The 21,517-nt window shown below is 70.0% G+C and carries 17 protein-coding genes, 3 pseudogenes and 1 riboswitch; of the genes and pseudogenes, 10 read left to right on the top strand and 10 right to left on the bottom strand.

The window, feature by feature from the left end:
- The first annotated feature begins 79 nt into the window (after positions 1–79).
- Positions 80–1,135 (top strand): ferredoxin reductase, encoded by a 1,056-nt coding sequence (locus ACWEBX_RS00200; protein WP_451882650.1) that lies wholly within the window; start codon positions 80–82, stop codon positions 1,133–1,135.
- 7 nt (positions 1,136–1,142) lie between these two features.
- A complete protein-coding gene (locus tag ACWEBX_RS00195) occupies positions 1,143–2,261 on the top strand; it encodes a fatty acid desaturase family protein (RefSeq protein ID WP_451882649.1) in 1,119 nt (372 codons plus the stop codon).
- 471 nt (positions 2,262–2,732) lie between these two features.
- Here ACWEBX_RS00195 and ACWEBX_RS00190 read toward each other — a convergent pair whose 3' ends face one another.
- Positions 2,733–3,416 carry a TetR/AcrR family transcriptional regulator gene (locus ACWEBX_RS00190; RefSeq protein WP_451882648.1) on the bottom strand — a complete coding sequence of 228 codons (684 nt, stop codon included), beginning with the start codon at positions 3,414–3,416 and terminating at the stop codon, positions 2,733–2,735.
- 326 nt (positions 3,417–3,742) lie between these two features.
- Here ACWEBX_RS00190 and ACWEBX_RS00185 point away from each other — a divergent pair, with 326 nt between their 5' ends.
- From ACWEBX_RS00185 to ACWEBX_RS00175, 3 genes are all read left to right on the top strand, one after another.
- The gene (locus ACWEBX_RS00185) at positions 3,743–4,114 is read left to right on the top strand and encodes a DoxX family protein (protein WP_451882647.1); all 372 of its coding nucleotides are present in this window, start codon (positions 3,743–3,745) and stop codon (positions 4,112–4,114) included.
- Between the two features lie 91 nt (positions 4,115–4,205).
- Complete coding sequence (locus ACWEBX_RS00180) at positions 4,206–5,252, top strand: LLM class flavin-dependent oxidoreductase (RefSeq protein WP_451882646.1); 1,047 nt, start codon at positions 4,206–4,208, stop codon at positions 5,250–5,252.
- 101 nt (positions 5,253–5,353) lie between these two features.
- Positions 5,354–6,094, top strand: coding sequence for a class I SAM-dependent methyltransferase (locus ACWEBX_RS00175; RefSeq protein WP_451882645.1), 741 nt, complete (start codon positions 5,354–5,356; stop codon positions 6,092–6,094).
- Positions 6,095–6,119: 25 nt separating this feature from the next.
- On the opposite strand, the gene ACWEBX_RS00170 is transcribed toward ACWEBX_RS00175, so the two are convergent.
- On the bottom strand, positions 6,120–6,785 hold the full coding sequence (locus tag ACWEBX_RS00170) for a TetR/AcrR family transcriptional regulator (RefSeq protein WP_451882644.1): 666 nt from the start codon (positions 6,783–6,785) through the stop codon (positions 6,120–6,122).
- Between the two features lie 125 nt (positions 6,786–6,910).
- Here ACWEBX_RS00170 and ACWEBX_RS00165 point away from each other — a divergent pair, with 125 nt between their 5' ends.
- Positions 6,911–7,942, top strand: coding sequence for an NAD(P)-dependent alcohol dehydrogenase (locus ACWEBX_RS00165; protein ID WP_451882643.1), 1,032 nt, complete (start codon positions 6,911–6,913; stop codon positions 7,940–7,942).
- A gap of 223 nt (positions 7,943–8,165) precedes the next feature.
- Here ACWEBX_RS00165 and ACWEBX_RS00160 read toward each other — a convergent pair whose 3' ends face one another.
- Together ACWEBX_RS00160 and ACWEBX_RS00155 are read right to left on the bottom strand one after the other, a co-directional pair.
- On the bottom strand, positions 8,166–8,687 hold the full coding sequence (locus ACWEBX_RS00160) for a hypothetical protein (protein ID WP_451882642.1): 522 nt from the start codon (positions 8,685–8,687) through the stop codon (positions 8,166–8,168).
- A 91-nt stretch (positions 8,688–8,778) separates the two neighbouring features.
- On the bottom strand, positions 8,779–9,684 hold the full coding sequence (locus ACWEBX_RS00155) for an aegerolysin family protein (RefSeq protein WP_451882641.1): 906 nt from the start codon (positions 9,682–9,684) through the stop codon (positions 8,779–8,781).
- A gap of 489 nt (positions 9,685–10,173) precedes the next feature.
- Between ACWEBX_RS00155 and ACWEBX_RS00150 the strand changes: the two genes are divergently transcribed.
- Positions 10,174–12,840 (top strand): BTAD domain-containing putative transcriptional regulator, encoded by a 2,667-nt coding sequence (locus tag ACWEBX_RS00150; RefSeq protein ID WP_451882640.1) that lies wholly within the window; start codon positions 10,174–10,176, stop codon positions 12,838–12,840.
- Positions 12,841–12,962: 122 nt separating this feature from the next.
- On the opposite strand, the gene ACWEBX_RS00145 is transcribed toward ACWEBX_RS00150, so the two are convergent.
- The 3 genes from ACWEBX_RS00145 to ACWEBX_RS00135 form a co-directional block, all read right to left on the bottom strand.
- Positions 12,963–15,119 carry an NPCBM/NEW2 domain-containing protein gene (locus ACWEBX_RS00145; RefSeq protein WP_451882639.1) on the bottom strand — a complete coding sequence of 719 codons (2,157 nt, stop codon included), beginning with the start codon at positions 15,117–15,119 and terminating at the stop codon, positions 12,963–12,965.
- 325 nt (positions 15,120–15,444) lie between these two features.
- Entirely contained in the window at positions 15,445–16,341 is an 897-nt protein-coding gene (locus ACWEBX_RS00140) for an SCO6745 family protein (RefSeq protein WP_451882638.1), read from the bottom strand.
- Between the two features lie 33 nt (positions 16,342–16,374).
- A complete protein-coding gene (locus ACWEBX_RS00135) occupies positions 16,375–16,908 on the bottom strand; it encodes a YbhB/YbcL family Raf kinase inhibitor-like protein (protein ID WP_451882637.1) in 534 nt (177 codons plus the stop codon).
- Positions 16,909–17,018: 110 nt separating this feature from the next.
- Here ACWEBX_RS00135 and ACWEBX_RS00130 point away from each other — a divergent pair, with 110 nt between their 5' ends.
- Positions 17,019–17,711, top strand: coding sequence for a GntR family transcriptional regulator (locus tag ACWEBX_RS00130; protein ID WP_451882636.1), 693 nt, complete (start codon positions 17,019–17,021; stop codon positions 17,709–17,711).
- Positions 17,712–18,003: 292 nt separating this feature from the next.
- On the opposite strand, the gene ACWEBX_RS00125 is transcribed toward ACWEBX_RS00130, so the two are convergent.
- The 3 genes and pseudogenes from ACWEBX_RS00125 to ACWEBX_RS00115 all read right to left on the bottom strand — a co-directional run.
- Positions 18,004–18,213 carry a DUF6243 family protein gene (locus tag ACWEBX_RS00125; protein WP_451882635.1) on the bottom strand — a complete coding sequence of 70 codons (210 nt, stop codon included), beginning with the start codon at positions 18,211–18,213 and terminating at the stop codon, positions 18,004–18,006.
- Between the two features lie 282 nt (positions 18,214–18,495).
- Positions 18,496–19,053 (bottom strand): DUF3291 domain-containing protein, encoded by a 558-nt coding sequence (locus ACWEBX_RS00120; protein WP_451882634.1) that lies wholly within the window; start codon positions 19,051–19,053, stop codon positions 18,496–18,498.
- 392 nt (positions 19,054–19,445) lie between these two features.
- A pseudogene (locus ACWEBX_RS00115) lies at positions 19,446–20,027 on the bottom strand (short-chain fatty acyl-CoA regulator family protein); the annotation flags it as partial.
- A 22-nt stretch (positions 20,028–20,049) separates the two neighbouring features.
- Between ACWEBX_RS00115 and ACWEBX_RS00110 the strand changes: the two are divergent.
- Both ACWEBX_RS00110 and ACWEBX_RS00105 read left to right on the top strand, forming a co-directional pair.
- Positions 20,050–20,328: pseudogene (locus ACWEBX_RS00110) on the top strand (malate synthase A); the annotation flags it as partial.
- A pseudogene (locus ACWEBX_RS00105) lies at positions 20,325–21,033 on the top strand (3-hydroxybutyryl-CoA dehydrogenase); the annotation flags it as partial. The pseudogenes ACWEBX_RS00110 and ACWEBX_RS00105, both read left to right, overlap by 4 nt.
- A gap of 108 nt (positions 21,034–21,141) precedes the next feature.
- A riboswitch (cobalamin riboswitch) is annotated at positions 21,142–21,384 on the top strand.
- The last annotated feature ends 133 nt before the right edge of the window (positions 21,385–21,517 follow it).

Here is a 21,517-nt window from a genome sequence, read left to right as displayed (position 1 = left end):
ACCCTGCGAACAATTCAGCCGACCAGATTTACGTCCTGCGGACAGGACTTTACGCCCTGAGGCACATCAAGCTGGAGGCATGACGAGTGCAGCCCTCCGCAGCAGGGCATGGAAACTGCTGGAGATGGTCACGACGCCGCTGCTGCCGTCGGACTACCTCGACCTGGTCAGCCCGCTGCGCGCGGGCGCCGACCTACGGGGGCGTATCGAGGCCGTGCACCCCGAGACGGGTGACGCCGCGACCATCGTGATCAGGCCGGGACGGGGCTGGCGCGGCCACACGGCCGGTCAGTACGTGCGGATCGGGGTCGACGTCGACGGGGTGCGCCTGTGGCGTGCCTACTCGGTCACCTCGCCGACGAACCGCCAGGACGGCCGCGTCACGATCACCGTGAAGGCGATCCCGGACGGCAAGGTCAGCAACCACCTGGTCCGCAAGGCGAAACCGGGCACGCTGATCCAGCTCGACCAGGCGGCCGGTGACTTCGTGCTGCCAAAGGCCAAGCCCGCCAAAGTGCTCTACCTGACGGCCGGCAGCGGCATCACGCCGGTGATGGGCATGCTCCGCGACACCGAGTTCGACGACGTCGTCATGGTCCACTCCGCGCCACAGGCGGGGGACGTGATCTTCCGCAACGATCTGCACGGCCTGGTCGCGGACAAGAAGCTGCGTCTGACCGAGCTGCACACCGACACGGACGGCATGCTCGACATCGCCCGTCTCGACGAACTCGTGCCCGACTGGGCCGAGCGCGAGACCTGGGCCTGCGGGCCCGCGGGGCTGCTCGACGCCGCCGAAGAGCACTGGACCAGGCACGGCGTCCAAGAGCGCCTGCACACCGAACGCTTCCGCCCCGGCATCGTCGTCGCCGGTGACGGTGGCGAGGTCACGTTCAGCACCACCGGCAAGACCGTCGACGCGGACGGCGCCACGCCGTTGCTGGACGTCGGCGAGGAGGCCGGCGTGCTCATGCCGTCCGGGTGCCGCATGGGCATCTGCTTCGGCTGCGTCACGCCGCTCAAGGCGGGCGCCGTCCGCGACCTGCGCACCGGCGAGATCACCGAGGCCGAACCGGGCGTCCTCATCCAGACCTGCGTGTCCGCCGCGGCGGGCCCCTGCGACATCGAACGGTAGGAGCACCTTGACCGCCATCGACCCCACCGCCCACCTGACCGCGGAGCAGATCGAGGAGCTCGGCCGCGAGCTGGACGCGATCCGCGACGAGGTGATCGCCGACCGCGGCGAGAAGGACGCCGCCTACATCCGCAAGGTCATCTCGGCGCAGCGCAAGCTCGAGCTGGTCAGCAGGGGCGTGCTGCTGTTCTCGATCTTCCCGCCCGCGTGGCTGATCGGCACCGCCGGTCTGTCCGTGGCCAAGATCATGGACAACATGGAGATCGGCCACAACATCCTGCACGGCCAGTGGGACTGGATGCGGGACCCGAAGATCCACTCCACCACCTGGGACTGGGATCACGTCTCGCCGGCCGAGCAGTGGAAGCACTCGCACAACGAGCTGCACCACACGTACACCAACGTGATCGGCAAGGACAACGACCTCGGCTACGGCATCATGCGCGTCGACGAGGACCAGAAGTGGCACCCGATCCACCTCGGCCAGCCGCTGTGGAACTTCATCAACGCCTGCTTCTTCGAGTACGGCATCGCGGCGTACGACCTGGAGCTCGGCAAGAACCTGCACAAGCGCCGCCGCAAGAACCCGGAGTTCCGCGCGCGAGCCAGGGCCGTGGGCCGCAAGATCCGCAAGCAGGTGCTCAAGGACTACGTGATCCACCCCCTGCTGTCGGGCCCGTCGTTCCTCACCACGCTCGCCGCCACGTTCACCGCGAACATCGTCCGCAACATCTGGACCCACTCGGTGATCATGTGCGGGCACTTCCCCGAGGGCGTGCAGGTCTTCGAGCGCCGGTCGATCAGGGGCGAGACGCGCGGCCAGTGGTACCTGCGCCAGATGATGGGCTCGGCGAACATCAGCGGCAGCAAGGCCATGCACTTCATGACCGGCAACCTGTCGCACCAGATCGAGCACCACCTGTTCCCGGACCTGCCGAGCAACCGGTACGCCGAGGTCGCGGTGAAGGTGCGCGCGTTGTTCGACAAGTACGAGCTGGAATACGTCACCGGGCCGCTGCCCAAGCAGGTGTTCTCCGCGTGGCACAAGGTCTTCCGGCTCTCGCTGCCGAACAAGAAGCCCAAGGTCAAGACGCCGGACCGCGAGCAGGAGCTCGTCGCGGCCTGATTTCCGGTAGCGGTTCAGATCCTTCGGCCGTACCGGCGGCACCGCCGGTTCCGGTGAGACCCGTCGCGGACGGTGGACGACCGCGACGGCAGACCGTACGACACGGAAACGGGGCAGCGCGGTGTCCGGCTGCGCTGCTACCCGGACGTGCGCCAGGAGCTCAGCTCACAGCCCCGGCAAGCACGCCCGGCAAGGTGTTGCAGCGCGCCGACCTGCCATGATCGGGCTGGCGGCCGGGTGCGTACGCGCACTCGGTCTGCCGACGGGTGGGCTGGGTGGAAGGCATGAGGCTGTGACGTGGACACCGCCGGAACCGACGCCGCCCCGTGTACGACCCGGCGCTGCCGCCAGGGTGGGCTGACAGCGCCGGAGGAGACTGTCGAGTTCTTCGCCGGGCGTTCCGGTGGCCCGTCAGGTGTTTCCGCCTGGGGCCGGTAGTCCGAGAGCGGTGCAGCGGACAGACCTTGGGCGTCAGTTCGCCCGGCTGAGGCGGACCATGGCGCGGTAGAGGGCGGTGGGTGCGGGCGCGTCCGGCAGGGGCGGTACCGGGGCGCCGGGGGCGGCGTAGGAACGCAGCATGTGGGCGACCAGGCGCTGCCAGGCATCGGGGGCGGCGTCGCCTGCGGCGCTGACGACGCCGGCGTTGGCCATGAGGAGGATCGGCAGGTCGCGGTCGGTGAAGTCCTCGCGCAGGTGCCCTGTCCGCCTGGCTCGGTCGATGAGCTCGAGGGCCCCGTTGTATGCCTCGGCGCGACGCTCTTCGAGTGCTTTGGCGGCGGGGAAGCTCATGGTCAGTACGTCGGCGAAGCCGCGGTCGGCGGCCTGCATGGCGCAGATGGCGTGGATGTAGCCGGTGAAGCCGTGCCAGGCGTCGGGGTCGTCGAGGGCGGTGGTCACCGCGGCGGCGTAGGCGTCCATCCGGTCGGCGAAGACGGCGTTGATGAGGTCCTCGCGAGTGTCGAAGCGGCGCGAGAGGGTCGCTTTGCCGACGCCGGCCTCACGGGCGACCGCGGACATGGAGACGCCGAGCCCCTCGCGGGCATACAGGCGGCGGGCGGCGGCCAGGATGCGGTCGCGGTTGCGTTCGGCATCGACACGCAGCCCCGTTGCGGGCTGGTCTTCCGGGGTGGTGTCGGGGGCTGCGGAAGAGGTCATGTGTTCATCCTAACCAAGTGGAACAGGCGGCCCACTTCTCTTGTTACGCTGACGACGGGAAAACGGGCCGACCGTTCCACTTCCGAGAGGTCTGTTGTCATGCGTGCTGTCGCAGTGAACGAAGTTCATGCGCCGCGCCTACGACGAGATCACCGGCATGACCGACCGGATCACGCACTCGGGACTGGACCGGACCGTCGTGCGTTTCATCGCGCCCAAGCCCCCCCCCGGAGGCCAGACGTCTCCTGCACCGCTGCCCCCTCTCTCCCCGTCTCCCCGTCTCCCCGTCTCCCCGTCTCCCCGTCTCCCCGAAGGATCCCGCTCCTGTGAACGTCTTCCTGTGGATCGTGCAGGCCGTGCTCGCCGCCATGTTCGCGATGGCCGGTGTCATGAAGTCCACCCAGCCCAAGGACAAGCTCGCCGAGAAGCTGCCGTGGGTGGCCGACTTCTCCCCGGCCACCGTCCGCTTCATCGGCATCGTCGAATTCGCCGCCGCGCTCGGCCTGATCCTGCCCGCGGCCACCGGCATAGCCCCCGTCCTGACGCCGGTCGCCGCCACCGGCCTGGCCGTCGTCATGCTCCTGGCCGCCATCACCCACACCCGCCGCAAGGAGCCCTCCGCGATCGCCTTCAACACCGTCCTGCTCGTCCTGGCCGCCCTGGTGGCCTGGGGCCGCTTCGGCCCCTACAGCTTCTGACCTACCGACCCAGCCACCGGGACGCGCCACACGGCGCGTCCCGGCGGGCACCTCTGCCCGCCCTCAGCACCGGAAAGCGCGGCACCCGGCCATGACCTTCGAACTCGGCGTCTACTCCTTCGGCAACACCCCCCGCCTGGACGACGGCCGCCACGGCCCCACCGCCCAGGCCATCCGCGACGTGCTCGAAGCCATCAAGCTCGCCGACGAGGTCGGACTGGACTACTTCGGGGTCGGCGAGCACCACATGCGCGCGATGCCGCTGTCCTCGCCCACCGCCGTCATCAACGCCGCCGCCGCGTCCACGAGCCGGATCAGGCTCAGCACCGCCGTCAGCGTCCTGTCGACCGACGACCCCATCCGCGTCTTCCAGCAGCTCGCCACCGCCGCGGCCATCGCACCCGGCCGCATCGAAACGGTCGCCGGACGCGGGTCCTCCACCATCACCTTCCCGCTGTTCGACCACGACGAGCACGACTACGACATGCTCTACGCCTCCAAGCTCGAACTGCTCATGGCGGTCAACGCCGGCGAGAACGTCACCTTCGACGGGCCGCACCGCAAGCAGCCCCTGCGGGACGTCACCGTCTTTCCCCGCCCCGAGGAGCCGCTGAAGATCTGGCTGGGCACCGGCGGCAGCCCCGACTCCGTCTACCGCGCGGTCGAGCTCGGCCTGCCGATGTTCCTCGGCATCCTCGGCGGCACCCCAGGACACTGGGCCCAGTACGGCCGTGCCTACCGCGCCGCCTGGGACCAGGCCGGCCACCCCGCCGAGCAGGCCGGCATCGCCGTCGCCGTCCACGGGTTCGTCGCCGACGACGGCGACAAGGCCCGCGCCACCTACCTGGACCACGAGCACCGCATGATGGCCGAGGCCCTGGCCGAACTCGGCCGCCCCGCACCGCCGCGCGCCGACCGCGCCGCCGCTTTCGGCCCCGGCGGGATGGTGTTCGTCGGCAGCCCGGACGAGATCGCCGACCGCATCCTCCACCTCCACGGCCTGCTCGGCCACACCCGCCAAATCCTCCAGATGGACGTCGGCGGCATGCCCCAGCGCGACTTCCTCCACGCCATCGAACTGCTCGGTACCAAGGTGCTCCCCCGGATCCGCACCGAACTGACAGCGCGCCAGGGCTAGTCCGGCGGATCACGGGCCGAGCCAGGGCCGGACCGAGGCGAGGGCCGGCCAATGCCCAAATCGTGTTGACCGCCCCCGGCAGGCAGTGCTGGAGTCGGCACGTGGACAGCATCCCCGCCAACCGGCGGCTCTGGAACCGGATCAGCAGCGCCTACCAGCACAAGCACGACCCGCACATCGGCGCCACACCCCGGCTGTGGGGCATGTACTCCATCCCCGACGCGCACCTGAACGCCCTGGGCGACGTCACCGGCAGGCGCGTCCTCGAACTCGGCTGCGGCGCCGGGCAATGGTCCAGGGCGCTCGCCGCCGAGGGCGCCACCGTGGTCGGGTTCGACCTGTCCGAAGCCCAACTCGCCGCAGCGGCCGACGCGATGGGAGCGGCCCGCTACCCGCTGGTACAAGGCGCCGCCGAACAACTCCCCTTCGCCGCCGACAGCTTCGACCTGGTGTTCTGCGACTTCGGTGGGCTCAGCTGGGCGCCCCCGCACCTGGCCGTCCCGCAGGCCGCACGTGTCTTGCGCCGAGGCGGGCGCCTGGTGTTCAACGTCGCCAGCCCATGGTTCGAAGCCTGCTACGACGAAGCCGCCAGCCGCGTGACCACGACGCTGCGGCAGGACTACTTCGGGCTGAACACCATCGCCGAAGGCGACGGCGCGACCAGCTATCAGCTCACCTACGGCGACTGGGTCAAGGTCCTGCGCGGCGCGGGTCTCGTCATCGACGACCTCATCGAGCCGCGGCCCGAACTCGGAACACCCAACGGCTACAACGAAACCGACCCAGCCGACTGGGCACACCGCTGGCCGGCGGAACTGCTCTGGGTAACCCACAAGCCGTAAGTGCCGCCGCGCCGGGAGGAATGCGTCAGTCCGCCGCTTGCTGGAGGCCGTCGAGGATGAGGTCCAGGCCGAACTCGAACTCGTCGCCGTAGGCGTACCCGGGACGCATGACGTGGGCGGTCGCGATCTCGGTCAGGTACGGGTACTCGCCGTCGCCGAAACCGCTCATGATGGACTCCGCAAGTTCGGCGGTCTGCTCCGGGGTGTCGAGCGGCAAGGCCTTCTCCTGCAGGGCGAACCCGTAGATGTAGCTGTCGAGGACCGAGACGGAGTGGGCGGTCAGGGGCAGGGAGAACCCGCCCTGGCGCAGGCAGCCGAGTACGGCGTCGTGGTGACGCAGGGTGGCCGGGCCCGGGGTCGAACGTGACTCCATGAGCCCGATGGCCCAGCGGTGGCGGGACAGCACCAGACGCATCGAGATCGCCCGCTGCCGCATGGCCTGTCGCCAGTCGTCACCCGGCGCGGGCAGTTCGACCTCGCCGAAGACCAGGTCGACCATGCCGTCGAGCAGGTCCTCCTTGTTGGCCACATGGTTGTACAGCGACATCGCCTCGACTCCGACGGCTTCGCCGAGCTTGCGCATGCTGAGCGTCTCCAGGCCTCCTGTGGCGGCGAGTTCGACGGCTGCGTGCAGCACCCGCTGCCGGGTGAGCGGCTCGCGGATCGGCTGCGGGGTGCTACGTCGGGTCACGGTGGGCAGTCACTTCCTCGCGTCGTCTTCCAGCATTGACGAGCTTACGCCGTAAGTGCTGTACTTACGGCGTAAGCGGCACTTACGGCGTAAGTGCATGGGAGACGGAGCCTGGAGCAGCAACGATGCGGACCAAGAGCGAGACGATCGCGGCCACCGGTGGGACCCGGACGATGGCGGCCGTCGTGCAGGAGCACTACGGCACCGAGCCGGAGGCGGTACTGCGCACGGCGCGGCTCCCCCGGCCCGGCATCGGGCCGGGGGAGGTACTGGTGCGGGTGCGCGCCTCCAGCGTGGACCGGGGCACCTGGCACTTGATGGCCGGTCTGCCCTACGCGGTCCGGCCCGTGAGCGGGCTGCGCAGGCCGAAGCTCCCCAACCCCGGCCGCAACATCGCCGGTGTCGTTGAGGCGGTCGGCTCCGACGTGACCGGGTTCGCGCCCGGCGACGCGGTCTACGGCACGGCAGCGGCCGCGTTCGCCGAATACGCCGCCGCCCGTCCCGACAGGATCGCCCCCAAGCCGGCCGGACTCACCTTCGAGGAGGCGGCGACGGTACCCGTCAGCGCGCTCACCGCACTCCAGGCGGTCCGCGACAAGGGCAAGGTCCAGGAGGGCCAGCAGGTCCTGATCACGGGAGCCGCCGGCGGCGTGGGCACCTACGCCATCCAACTCGCTCACGCCTTCGGTGCCCACGTCACGGCCGTCGCGAGCATGCCCAAGCTCGACGCCGTACGAGCGCTGGGCGCCGACGACGTGATCGACTACACCCGCGAGGACTTCCTCGCCGGCCCGCGACGCTACGACGCCATCATCGACATCGCGGGCAACCGAGGCCTACGGGATCTGCGCCGCGCCCTCACACCCCGCGGCAGGCTGGTCATCACCGGTGGCGAGACGAACGGGCGCTGGCTCGGCGGCACCGACCGGCAGATCCGCGCACAGATGCTGTCCCCGTTCACCGGCCGGCACCTGGGCACCTTCATCGCCTCCGAGCACGCCGACGGGCTGCGCGACCTGACCGGCCTCATCGACGCGGGCGCGCTCAGCCCCGTCATCGACCGCGTCTACCCGCTCACCGAGACCGCCGCAGCCGTCCGGCACCTCCTCGACGGCCGCGTCACCGGCAAGCTGGCGCTCACCCTGCCCACCGAGTGACGCCGCAGGCCGACGCCGACACCTGCCATCGACCAGGGCCGCCCCCATGAGGCCATAGCAGTCCTCGCCGCGGCGAGCACCGGGGCGGCGGGGGGCGGACACGCCGCGAGTGCCTTCCCACGAGGGTGGCAAGGCCGAGGCCAGCCTCACCACCCCGCTCAGGAAGGCACTTTCGCGTCCCCGGCACGAGCCAGGGGGCACCGATGCAGGCCGAACCCGCAGGCTACGGAAGCGTGTTGACCATGAACCACCAGTAGGCGTTGACGGCCCCCAGCACCGTGCCGGCGGCGGTGAACGCCAGGTAACGGCCTGTTGCCTTGTTCCGTAGCCCGAAGGTCCCGGCGGGGCCGGCGACCTTGAACCAGTGGAAGGCGTCACCGTCGCCGACCGAGACGAGGATCCCCTCGCCCACGTTCCTCAGACGCTCCCTGTTCCCCTGGGTGTCCATGTTCACCAGCGATATGGAGCCGTCACTGTTGCTGGTCGTCTGCCAGATGGCGTTGTCGCGTGCGTCTCCGTACCAGCTCCGGCTGGCCTTGCAGAGGACCGAACCGTAGTAGTCAGCGTCGCCGAGCCACAGATCGGGTTGGTCCTGCGGGGCCAGCACGTAGGTGTTGGCCTGCGCGGTGACCGCCGCGGGCGCGGTGCGGGCATGCGCGGTGTCGGCGGGCAGTGCCACGGCGGAGCCGGTTGTGAGGACGGCCAGGGCGGCAGCGCATGACAGTGCTGCGGTGTAACGAGACATTGTCGTCCCTTCTCTCCTGCACGACAGGAGAAGCTGCGAAGGAGGGGGAATGCGGTGGATGGAGACGGCCGGAAAAGGCAGGCGCCCGCCGTCAGCTCTTCAGCACGGTGAAGGTGACGGCGGCGTTGTCACCGCCGCCGCCGTCCTGCCGGCAGGTGTATCCGGCGGGAGGCGAGCAGGAGTATCCGTTGCTGCCCGCGTAGGGGTTGTTCCAGGAGACGCTGACGGTGCCGACGTTGAGCATGTTGTAGACGGCCGTTCCTTGCGTCCCCGTCATGAACCCGTTCGACTCCGACTGCCAGGTCGCGTTGGACATCGGGTACACGTGGTCCGGAGGGAGCAGGTTCTCACTCCAGGTACCGTGCACCAGGCTCGAGGAGGTGCGCAGCATTTCGTTGGGCGTACGGTTTTGCAGCGTGACGTGGGTGCTGCGTGCCGCGGACGCCGACTGCGGGCCACGGTTCGCCGCAGCGGCGCGGCCGCTGCCGCTGATGGTGAACCACACGTCCGCGTTGTTGCCGCTGCCGCCGGAGCGCGCGCAGCTGTAGCCGGCGGGGGCTGTACAGCCGTAGCTGTTGCTGCCCGCGTAGGGGTTGTCCCAGTGGAGGGTGATCTCACCGGCGTTGCCGAGGGAGTAGCGGGCGTCGCCTTCCGTTCCCGTCATCATCCCGGAGGAATGGGAGCCCCAGACGACCTGGCTCCCGCCGTCGATGGCCTCGGGCGGCGTCTCGTCGTCCCAGACCCCGTGCGACAGCGACGAGTAGTTGCGATACAGGGTCGTGGTGGTGCCGTTGACGACGTGCACCCGGGTGCTGCGTGCCGACTGCGCCGAGACCGTGGACGCGTGCGCCGCGTCGTGCCCTGCCGCGGCAACGGAACTGCCCGCCGAGGCGAACACGGCCACGGCGGCCATGGCAGCTGCGGCCACTGCGCCGCGCGCCGTCACCGCCCTGCCCACCGCGCCCGGGCCCCTGCGAAATCCTGCGCTGTGTGACATCGCGCCTCCTGATTCCTTGTTCTGGCTTCCGGGAAAGAGCCTGCCGAGGGGGCCTAACGGTGGTGTAACGCTGAACAGGAGCGGCCATGGCATCCGGCCGTTAGGTCGTCGTCAGGCCTTGTCACCGCCCTGCCCGAAGTGCGGACCCCTGCCCGAGGTGCTGACCCCGCCCGAGGTCCGGACCCCTGTCCACGGCGCCCCCGTCGGACGGCGGACGGCTGATTGCGTCGCGCGCGGAAATTGAATTCGGTACGACACATTCGACGCTGCAGTCTCCCGCTGAACGCATTCGCACGCTTTTCGTCACCCCGCGCACTCGGGTCCGGTGGCAGGGATCACATGGACCTCACGCAACCCGGCGCTTTCTGGACGGACTTGAAACGCCGATTGTCCAATTCCCGATCCGAGCACCTGATTTCGGGGACGAGCATGCTTGTCTGCCTTCTGGTGAATGTCCGCCCGGACGACAGGGCCAAGAGGAGAATGCTGATGGAATTCCGGCTTCTCGGGCCCGTTTCGGCTTTCACGGGTGACAAAGAGGTGCCACTCGGCCCTCCCAAGCGCCGAGCCGTGCTGGCGCTGCTCCTGCTTGCCGACAGCACGCCGGTCAGCGCCGAGCGGATCATCGACGCACTGTGGGACACCCGGCCACCGGCCCACGCCCGCACCGTCGTCTACGGTCACATCTCCGCGCTGCGCGGGCTGATGCGTACGACGCCTGCGGCCGAAGTCGTCACCGGGAGCGGGGGCTACGCTCTGCGCGTCGCACCGGGGTCGGTGGACGTACGGCGCTTTCACGAGCTGGTGCGCCGTGCCGCGGCGGTCTCTGGCGAGCGGCGGGCCGCGTTCCTTGTCGAAGCCCTGGGTCTGTGGCGGGGCCAGGTGCTCGGCGGGATCGCGGACACCCGTTCGCTGTCGGCGGCCGCCGACCATCTGATGGAAGAACGCCTCGTGGCACTGGAGCAATACGCCGACGCTCTGCATGCGTGCGGCAACGGGGCGGACGCCCTCGTCCTGCTGCGGCCGGCGGCCGAAAGCCATCCGTTGCGCGAATCCCTCATCGCGGCCACGGTCCGTTCCCTGCACGGTGCCGACCGTCAAGGCGACGCCCTCACCCTCTACCGCCGCACCCAGCAACTCCTCGCCCGGGAGCTGGGCGTCGATCCGGGCCCCGCGCTGTCAGCGGCGTATCTCGACGTTCTGCACTCCCGGCCACCGAGCACCGGCACACCCCTGCCGGCCGCGCCCGGGCCGCGGAGGGCAACGAACCGGGCCGCCGCCCCGCATCCCTGCCCGCCGGTCCCGTGCCTCCTGCCGCGCGCGCCGGCCGGCTTCACCGGCCGCACCGCCGACCTCGCCCGCCTGACCACCATCGCACCGGCCGGCACCCTGAGCGTGGTGACCGGACCGGCCGGCGTCGGCAAGACCTCGCTGGCGCTGCACTGGGCGCATGCACACGCCGGCGAATTCCCCGGCGGCATCCTCTACGCCGACCTGCGCACCCTGGAGCCGGACGGCGAGGGCAGTCCGCATGCCGGCGTCCTGCACGACTTCCTGCTGGCCCTCGCCGTCGAGGAGGAACACCTGCCCCGTCATGGCCGCGCCGCCGAAACCCTCTACCGCTCCCTGCTCGCCGACCGCCGCGCGCTGATCGTGCTCGACAACGCCCTCGACTCGGCGCAGGTCCGTCCGCTCCTGCCCGGCACACCCCAGTGCACGGTGCTGGTCACCAGCCGCAACCGGCTCGAGGGGCTGGTGGCCACCGACTGCGCCCGGCTGCTGCCGCTTCAGCGTCTGGCGCCCGCGGACGGCGTGCACATCCTGCGCGGCGTCATCGGCGAGCTGCGCGTGGCCGCCGAACCCGCTGCCGCCGAGGAACTGTCCGCCCTGTGCGACGGCCTGCCTCTGGCACTGCGGCTGGCCGCCGCCCGGCTGGTGGCACGTCCCTGGCTCACCCTGCGCGCGATGGCCGACGACCTGGCCGACGAACACCGGCGCCTGTCCCTGCTCGCCACCGAGGACCTCGGCGTCGCGGCGGCCCTGCGCCTGAGCGCCCAGCATCTGCCCGCGGCCGGGGCGCTGCTCTTTCGCCAACTGGCCCTGCATGTCGGCTCCGAGCTCGACGGCGGCGCGGCAGCGGCGCTCAGCGGCCTGTCGCCCGCTGCCGCGCGCGCCGCCCTGGAGGAACTCGCTGCGGCCCACCTCGTCGAGGAACGGGCCAGTGGCCGTTACCTGATGCACGACCTGGTCCGGCTCTACGCACGCTCCCTGTCGGCGCGGGCCGACGCGACGGGGTTCGAACGCCTCCTGGTGCACTACTTGGCCGCAGCCCAGGCCGCCGCCGCGGCGGCCGAACCCGGCAGCCAGCCCTGCTGCTCCCTGCCTCCGCAAGTCTCGCCGCCCGGCCCGCCGCCGACTTTCACCGAGCGTGCCGCGGCGATGGCGTGGTACGTCACCGAACGCGCAAACCTCACCGCTGCGGTGGCGGCAGCGGCCCAGGCCGGGCATCGGGAACTGGCCTGGCGCCTCGCCGTCCAGCTGTGGCCGCTGATCGTGCGGCAGGTGAACGACGGCTGGGAGCCGACGCTCGAACACGGCCTCGCCGCCGCTGTCGCGCTGGGCGACACCGACGCCGAGTCACGGCTGCGCGCGCTGCTGGGCTGGGTTCTGACCGAGAACGGCCGGCACACCGCAGCGCTGACGCATCTCAGTCGCGCTCCCGACCTGGCCTTCCGAGCCGGAGACCGGCGCGGGCAGGTGATCGCCCTGATCAACTGGGCGGCCGCCCTGGAACGCACCGGGGAACTGGCCGACGCCGGGATCCGGCGCGAGGAGGCAGCCAGGATGGCCCACTTCCTGGCCCACCCCCACACCGAAACGCTGGCCCTGTATCACCTGGCGAACCACCTTCTGACCGCCGGCCGCCCGCGCGAAGCCCTGAGCCGGTGCCGGCGCGCTCTGGCCCTCGCCCCGCACGAGCAGTCCGACGAGCGCCGGGCCCTGCTGCTGACCACCTGCGGAAACGCCCTGCGGGCCCTCGGACGCGGCAGCGAGGCCCAGCACTGCCTCCACCAAGCCGCGGCCCTCGGGGGGAGACCGGACAGCACACGCGGCCACACCAGCACGAGCAGCCTCGCACCCGGCGGCGCAGCCTGAGTCCATGTCCGCGTCCTGGACTGGACTCCACCCGCAAGCCACTCGGGAGGCGACACACAGTCACCCTCGCCCCAGGGGCCGCCCCCGGCAGTGGGGCCGGCCCCTCATCGTCGCCGGACCCGTCAGGAGCAGGTGAGCTGGGGGCCCGCCCAGTCCGCGTGGTCGTAGTCGACCCCGTTCCCGCCGTCGGTGACGACCAGCTTCAGCTCCTGGCCGCCGGTGAGATCGGCGGTCAACTGCTCGGCCGCGTCAGGCCCCTTGACGACTCCGCTGTCGGCGGCCAACGCACCGTCCCGGTAGATCTGGAAGTCCACCGCGCCATTGCCGCCCGCTTCGTCGTCGACTCCGACTGCCGTGCTGAGCGAGGTGCAGGTGCCTCCCAGGTAGTACGTCACCGAGCTCGCCGCGTGCACGCCGAGGCCTTTCGCGTACGTGACCCCGTTGAGGGTGAGCGTCCTGCCGTCGCCCGCCGCCTGCTCGCCGTTGCTGCGGTCCTTCTCCACCGGGCCCCAGCCGTTCGAGGCCGATGTCCAGGTGAGGTCACTCAGCGGGTGTGTGCCGGCCGAGGGGCCGTTGCCGCAGGCCAGTTGGGCGTTGCCCCAGTCGGCGTGGTCGTACTGGATGCCGTCACCGGCATCGGTGACGACCAGTTTGAGTGTGGTGGCGCCGGTGACATCGGCGCCTACGTGCACCGGTGGATCACTCGCCGTGCGCACACCGGTGTCCGCGACCTTCGCACCGTCCTTGAAGAGCTGGAAGACCACCGTCCCGGGTTTGCTCACCTCGTCGTCCACCCCGACATCGGCGCCGACCGTCTTGCACTTGCCGCCCAAGTAGTACGTGATCTCGCTCGACGCGTGGGTGCCGAGCCCCTTCGCGTAGGTCGTCCCGCCAACAGTGAGGGGCTTCCCGTCGCCGGCCGCCTGCTCGCCGTTGCTGCGGTCGCGCTCCACCGGTCCCCAGCCGCTGACCGCCGACGTCCACGGCAGATCGCTGAGGCGGCTGACGCCGGTCGGCGGTGGCACCGGGCTGCCCGGTGTGACGCGGTACATCACCGTGCCGTGCGCGGGAACCGAGGCGCTGATCGCACTCGTCGTCGAGCTGGTCGCCTTGGACCAGAGGTCCTTGAGGGCGTACGAGGACGCTCCGCCGATCCCGATCTGGTCGACGGTGGTGGAGACCGTCTGCGCGCTCGCGTTCTCGTTGGTGAGCGTCACCGAACGCCCGCCGTCGGCAAGGGGCTTGGACATCACGACGAGTCCGCCGGAGGCGGAGACGACAGTGCCCTGCTTACCGAGACTGTCCTGATCGACCGCGATGACATCGGTGTTCTTCAGGATCGCCAAGGTCGCCGGGCTCGCGGTGCGCAGATCGCTGCCGATCAGCAGCGGCGCGGCCATCTCGGACCAGAGACTGAAGTGGGTGCGGTACTCGGTGTCGGTCATTCCGCCATTGCCGACCTCCAACATGTCCGGGTCGTTCCAGGCACCCGTCTTGGCGTACGAGGCCAGTGACTGGTTCTGGTGCGCGATGCCGATCATGCTGGTCCAGGAGTCGCTGATGTCTCCTGTCGTACGCCAGGAGTTGCCGATGTCCGGCGCCCAGTTCCAGGGCTGGTTGGAGCCCCATTCGCAGATGCTGTAGAGGATCGGCCGACCGGTGGCCTTCAACGCGTCACCCATCGCCTTGTAGCGGGTCTTCGCGTCGGCACCGGTGTTGTTGCAGTTGTCGTACTTGAGGTAGTCGACGCCCCAGGACGCCCACAGGTCGGCGTCCTGCTGCTCGTGCCCGAGGCCGCCAGGGAACCCCTGGGTGTCACAGGTCTTCGTCCCCGCACTCGAATACAGGCCGAACTTCAGCCCCTTGGAGTGCACATAGTCCGCGACCGCCTTGATCCCGTTCGGGAACCGCACCGGGTCCGGCACCAGGTTGCCCGAGGCGTCCCGGTTGGGCAGCGCCCAACAGTCGTCGATATTGACGTACGTGTAGCCGGTGTCCTTCAGTCCCTGCGATACGAAGGTGTCGGCGACGCCTTTCACCATCGCCTCGTTGAACTCGGCTCTGCAGTGGGTGGAGTTCCAGTTGTTGAAGCCCATCTGGGGCGTACGGGCCAGACCGTTCTCGACCGCGGCGGCGGGCGGTGCGGCCGCGACTTGGAGGGCGACCGCGGCCAGCGCGGCGACCGTGCCGCCTCCGGCGATCAGCGCCAGCGAGGCGGAGGCTGCCGCCAGCCGACGTCTGAAGGAGTGCCGTTCGAAAGGGTGCCGTTCGTGACGCATGTGCGGCTCCGAGGGGGGTGATTGACGCACAATTCAACGTGGTCGAACGAAATCAAACACATCTCAGCGCCGTGTCCCGCACATGTCAATACACTGCGCACTCCTTGGTCTTCAGGGCGTAATCACCGCCTCCCGTATGGCGGTTCGCCACCGCTCGGGCTGGCTGACAAAGACGGCATGGCTACTCCCCCTTGGCGCCCTTGCCCCAGCGACGGGGCCATGTAGTCCCGTACCCCGGCCAGGAATGCTCCCCCGCTCGCCCGACAGACGGGAGCGCCAGGCGGTGAACAGGGCGGTTGTCGATCTTGCTTGCGCAAAGGACGCTTCATGCGAGATCAGGCGTTTCACGAACGACCTGAAACGTCCCCGCCGCGGTGAACGCGTTGCTGATCGGCGCGATGAGCGAGGCGAAGCGGCGGGCGCCCGCGTCGCCGATCGGCGCCCATAGCGCGGCGCAGTGCTCGTCCGTTTCCCCTTCGATGCGCTCGCGTGCCGCACCGCCGGCGTCGGTGACCACGGCGTTGGAGTCGAGCCAGCCGCGCGCGACGAGGCGCGCCGTCGCCGCGCTCCACTCCTCGTCGTCCCACTGACGGGTCGCTCGCGCGAGAGCTGTCGGGAGGCGGCCGGTCGCGGTGTGCAGAACGAGGCAGTCGCACGGCCCGAGGCCGTTGTCGGCGAGTACGACGAGATGGGCGTCGCCGCGCCACTCGCGCGCCACCGTGATCTGCTGCCAGAGCGCGACGAGAGGATCGGGGGGAAGCGCGACCGAGGCGTTCGCGGCGGCCAGCACCTTGCCCGCGTAGGCGGCACCGGCGACGACCCGGTCGATCAGCGAGCGCGCCTCGGCGAGGTGGTCGTCCGTGAGACGGACGTCGACGCGCCGCATCGCCCGGCCGGCGGCCAGGAAGCGGGCGGCCTGCCACCGCTCGGGTGGCGCGGCGTCCCATACACCCGCCATGGCCCGCACTGCCCGCGGGCTGAAGTTGTAGAAGGCCGCGAGCGTGACCTGCCACGGGACCGCGCCCATCGCGGCCGACCGGAAGGCCAGATACGCCGGCCCGCGGGCGGTCACGCCGAGCTCGGCCGCCTCCTCGGCGGTCTCGGGGGCGAGATAGATGAACAGGTGGGCGGCGCTGACGGCGCGGCTGACGTCGCGGACGGCGTTCAGGTCCATCGGGCCGTCGCCGGTACGGGCGGAGCCGCGAAGGGCGTCGAGGTGCATGGCGGTGGTGCCTCCGGGAGTCGGGCGGCGCTGTCAGGCGGGCGTTTCGGCAGTGGCGATCAACACCGCGCGTCCGAGGGTGTGACTGGCCATGGTGAAGCCGAGAACGGCCGGTGTGGCATCGGCCGGAACGCCTGTCGAGGGGATGTCGAGGGCGTGGACCACGATGAAGTAGCGGTGCACGCCGTGTCCGGCCGGCGGGGCGGCGCCGATGTAGCGGGCCACGCGGGCGTCGTTGGGCAACTGGTAGGCACCCTCGGGCAGTTGTAAGCCGCTGTCGTCGCCGGCGCCCTCGGGGAGTTCGGTGACGGTGACGGGGATGTCGGCGACGGCCCAGTGCCAGAACCCGGACCCGGTGGGGGCGTCAGGGTCGTAGACGGTGACGGCATAGCTCTTGGTGCCGTCCGGGGCGCCGCTCCAGGACAACTGCGGGGATGTGTCCTTCCCGCCGGGCAGGCCGGAGGAGTGCTGCTCGGGCGGCCACGCGGCGCCGTCGGTGACGGTGGTGCTGGTGACGGTGAACGAGGCCGCCTGGGGGAGGCGGGCGAAGGGGTCGTTGGCAGGCACAGCGGTCGTTCCTTTCCGGACGAGGAGGTCCTCATTGGCTACTGAATCGACCATAACACTAATAATCGATTATCTAATGGATCGTCTATCCGGTCGTCTAGGATGGGCTCATGACTCAGACGGCGCCCCCCTCGACCCCGCCGGGGAAGCAGATGCTCTCCGAACAGGTCTACGCACACCTGCGGGACGCGATCATGCGCGGGGACCACTCCCCCGGAACCCCCCTCAAGCCGCAGGATCTTGCCAAGGAGCAGGGCGTGAGCCTGGCCGTGGTGCGCGAGGCGCTCGTGCGGGTGGTCGGCGAGGGGCTGGCCGACCGGCTTCCCAACCGCGGTTTCGCGGTCCCGTCCTTCTCCGACCGCCGCTGGCAGGAGATCGCGGAAGCCCGCCGGACCGTCGAACCGGTCGTCCTGCGCATGTCCATCGAGCGCGGTGACGTCGACTGGGAGGCCCGAGTGCGGGCCGCGCACCATCGCCTGGTGCGCACTCCGGCGTACGTGCCGGAGAACGGCGAGTACTACACCGAGGCTTGGGCCGAGGCGCACAGGGCCTTCCACCGTACGTTGCTGGAGGGGTGTGGCAACCGCGCACTGCTGGAGACCTTCGACCGGATGTGGACCGCGAGCGAGCTGGCCCGCCGTTGGTCGGCGCACCGCAACCCCGACCGGGACGGCGCCGAGGAACACCGCAGGCTGGAGGAGGCGGCGCTGGCCCGCGACGCCGACACCGCAGCGGCGGTCCTGGTCCAGCACCTCACCTTGACCGCGGCTGCTCTGACCGACGATTCAGGTCAGGCCACCTAGGCTCACGGCACAACGGCGCGGTCGAGGCGGGAATCCATGTCCGGCTCGAACCGGCCGCAGGGGTTTACGCGGGTGCAAAACAACGGCCCGCGACATCACTGTCGGGCACTGTCTTGAGCCGGCGGCCCTGCTTCCGGGCATCGGCGGTCGCTCAACGCACCGCGGTGCCGGTCATCACGCCGGTCCGGGCGGCCCGGTACGGCAGCAGAGCCCCGATACGGGCGCAGGGCCCGGACCGCGTGTCGCGGTCCGGGCCCTGCCCCGTGCGGTGCCGCCCTGCGGCGGCGGTGCGTCAGCTCTGTGCGGTGTCGTCGCCCGTCTGTCCGGCATCCTCGGATGCGCCTGCCTTCTCTCGCATCTTGCGCACCAGCTCCGCCTTCTGGTCGGCGGCAGCCTGGCGGTCGAGGTTGCGGTGCGGACCGTTGTTCTGCCGTTCGGCGCGGGACAGCTTCTTGCGCTTGCCGCCGCCCATGCCCACGGGGTTGTTGATGTTCTTGCTCACGGGTTCTCCCGGATTGATGTGAAGTGATCTACGGATTCAACGGTGGGGGACGGGCGCGGCGACGTCGGAGGACGCCGGCAGGGGCCCGTCACGCTCTCACTCGTAAATCGGCGTCTGGAAGAACATGACGGAGACGTTACCCGGTTCCGTCGGCCCCGCACACCAGGCTTTTCGCCGCCCCGGTGTCGGCCGGGCGTTCAGCGCGGGTAGAAGCCGCACGCGCGGTCGAGGGGCGTCTCCATCGAGGCGTGTGACAGCGAACCCAGTCGTTCGGCTTCCCTGTCAGCGAACCTGGTCGCTCTGCGGTCCGATGGCTTTGATCCTGGTCGGAGTTCCGTCCGGGGCGAACGAGTCGTGGAAGGTGAAGGCGTGCGGCGCGGAGCCGTGATCGTGGAGGTGTTCCAGCCTGGAGACCCCGTCCTGCCAGGTGGGTATCACGCCGTCGGAGACCCACCAGGACACGTAATTCGGGTGTCCTGACCTCTCGAACCAGTCGTATCGCCTGTTCAGCGCCTCACGGTGGAGCCCGGTGTAGACGGCGTCGAAGGCGGAGCGCAGGTCGGTCCAGAGTGAGAGGGTCGCGGCCAGGGCGGTGGTTTCCACCGTATGGCCCTTGCCGTACCAGGTCGGTACGGCGAACTCTCCCCATGCACCCCAGTCCGCCTCGAAGAGCACGCCCCGGTCACCGTCCGCCGCTTCGGCACGCGCGAGGTATCCGGGGTGCTGACTGATCTTCCGGTAGACGGCCTCACCGATGGCGTAGAACTCGCGCGTGAGAGGTGCGGGATCGGCGAGAGGTGACTTCAGGACGCCGAATGTGTACAGAGCAAGATGGGGCATGCGTCTCTCCCTGGTCGGGGGTGCCCGGAGTGGACCCGCGGGTGGCTCAGCCTCAAGCAACTCCTGTGCGACCGTGGGCGATCGCCGAGGACCAGGTGAAGGTAGCTGCCTCTGCGGGCCCTGTCGAAGTTGCGTTTTCCCTCTCCAAGTGGCCTCTTGCACCGGTCATTGCGAGGGCTGGCGCGTTGTGTGGGACACGGCTAAGGCTGGGCGTCCGGCCTCTCCGCGCGGGTCGTCGACGCAGCCCGTCGATGCAGCGCATTCGAGGGGAGGCGCGCACCCACCTCTTCGAAGCCCGCGACCTGACCCGCGGCAACCAGGAACTCACCACGACGGAGCGGGACTTCAAGCTCATGGGGTGATCCGAGGAGGCCATCAGGCCCCTCGTACGGTCAGTTCGAGCGATCGGTCACGGGGTACGGGACGAACGTGCTGGTGTTCTGGTCGATTCGCAGGGGCCGGCCGAGGGGCCGTGCCGCGCGCTGCGGGCAGTCGAGGCGTTCGCAGCCGCGCCAGCCCATGCCGATGGGGGTGGCGGCGGAGGCGTTGGTGAGGTCGATGCCGTCGGAGTAGACGAGCCGGTGGGCGTGGCGGATCTCGCAGCCGAGGCCGATGGCGAAGGTCTTGTCGGGCTCGCCCCAGCCGCCGCGGTGGCGGGTGATCACCCGCGCGGTCCACAAGTAGCGCTGCCCGTCGGGCATTTCGGCGATCTGGACGTGGATGCGACCGGGCGCGGCGAACGCCTCGTACACGTTCCAAAGAGGGCAGGTGCCGCCGGCCCGGGAGAAGTGGAAGCCGGTGGCGGACTGCCGTTTGGACATGTTCCCGGTGCGGTCTACGCGGACGAAGGAGAAGGGGACGCCGCGCAGGCGGGGGCGCTGGAAGGTGGACAGGCGGTGGCAGACGGTTTCATAGCCGAGGCCGTAGCGGTCGGTGAGGCGTTCGATTTCGTAGCGGACCTCTTCGGCCGCCGTGGTCTACGAGCTGTGTGAACACAGCGTCGCCCTGTACGGCCTCATGGAGGACGCGACGACCGCCGAGATCGCCCGCGTGCAGATCTGGCAATGGCTGCGGCACCGGGTGATCGACCGGCTGACCGTGCTCGACCTGCTCGAGGAGGAACTCGCCGCGCTCGGCGCCGAGTACCCGTGGGCGGACCTCTACGAGGTACGCGGCCTCTTCGAACGCACCGCCCTCAGCGGCGAGTTGCCGCTCTTCTTCACTCCGGACGCCTACTCCGGGCACCTCGTGTGCCACGCGGAGGCCCGATCATGAGTGCCCGCTTCATGCGCGTGGGTGTGGTCGGCGGCGGCCAAATGGGCGCCGGGATCGCCGAGGTCTGCGCGCGGGCCGGGCTGGACACGGTGGTCTGCGAGGCCGACGCGACGGCCGCCCACGCGGCCCGCGAACGGGTGGCCGCCTCCCTCGACCGGGCCGTACAGCGAGGCAAGTTGGAGCCGCACGCGGCGCGGGACACCCTCGCCCGCATCGTCTTCACGGGCAGTCTGGACGACCTGGCAGACCGGCAGCTCGTCGTCGAGGCGGTCATCGAGAACGCCGACGCCAAGACAGAGGTGTTCGCCGCCCTCGACAAGATCGTCGAGGATCCGGAGGCGGTCTTCGCGACGAACACCTCCTCCTTGCCGGTGATGCGTCTCGGCATGGCCACCAGTCGCGCCGACCGCGTGGTGGGACTGCATTTTCTTCAATCCGGTGCCAGTGCTTCCGCTGGTGGAGGTCGTGGCTTCCTTGCACACCTCACCGGAGACCGTGACCGCTGTCGAGGGCTTCGTCACGGGCACGCTCGGCAAGACGGTGATCCGTTCACGGGACCGGGCCGGCTTCGTCGTCAACGCCCTGCTGATTCCGTATCTGCTGGCGGCCGTCCGGATGGCGGAGTCGGGCTTCGCCACCGCGGCCGACATCGACACCGGAATGGAGCGGGGCTGCGCCCATCCGATGGGCCCGCTCAAGCTCGCTGTGAGGCGCTTCCCGCCCCTCCGCTGTCGCCGCGTCCCAGGGCCCCACTCCGTGTCCCACCTCGCCATCCGAACGCCGGATGTGATCGGCCGCGCGGGTGGATTGCCCTAGGCTGGGCGGTGCAGCTGGTTCGCCCCGTCCGCCAGGCGGGATGCGTCGCAAGAGGGAACCCGGTGGGAATCCGGGACTGCCCCGCAGCGGTGAGCGGGAACGACCGCCGTCATACGCACTGGACCCGACGAACAGGGCCTGGGAAGCGACGGCCAATAGGTGTCTCGTATGGCTCGTACGAAGTGTGTACGAGGAGACGTGCCCGTGAGTCCGAAGACCTGCCCGTTGCCCGCGCGCGAAAACACTCGTGCGCGGATATCCCGGTGACCTCGTGGGCGGGTCGGCGTACATATCGGACGGAAGACCGCGCCGCGCCGCGCGTGGTCGCTTCCGCCCGGTTCGTCACCCCTTCGCGCTCGCGTCCCGTTACCGG

It is taken from the genome of Streptomyces sp. NPDC005070 (assembly GCF_053600395.1).
The sequence above is the reverse complement of the archived record's forward strand: the minus strand, read 5'-3'. Positions and strand labels throughout refer to the sequence as shown.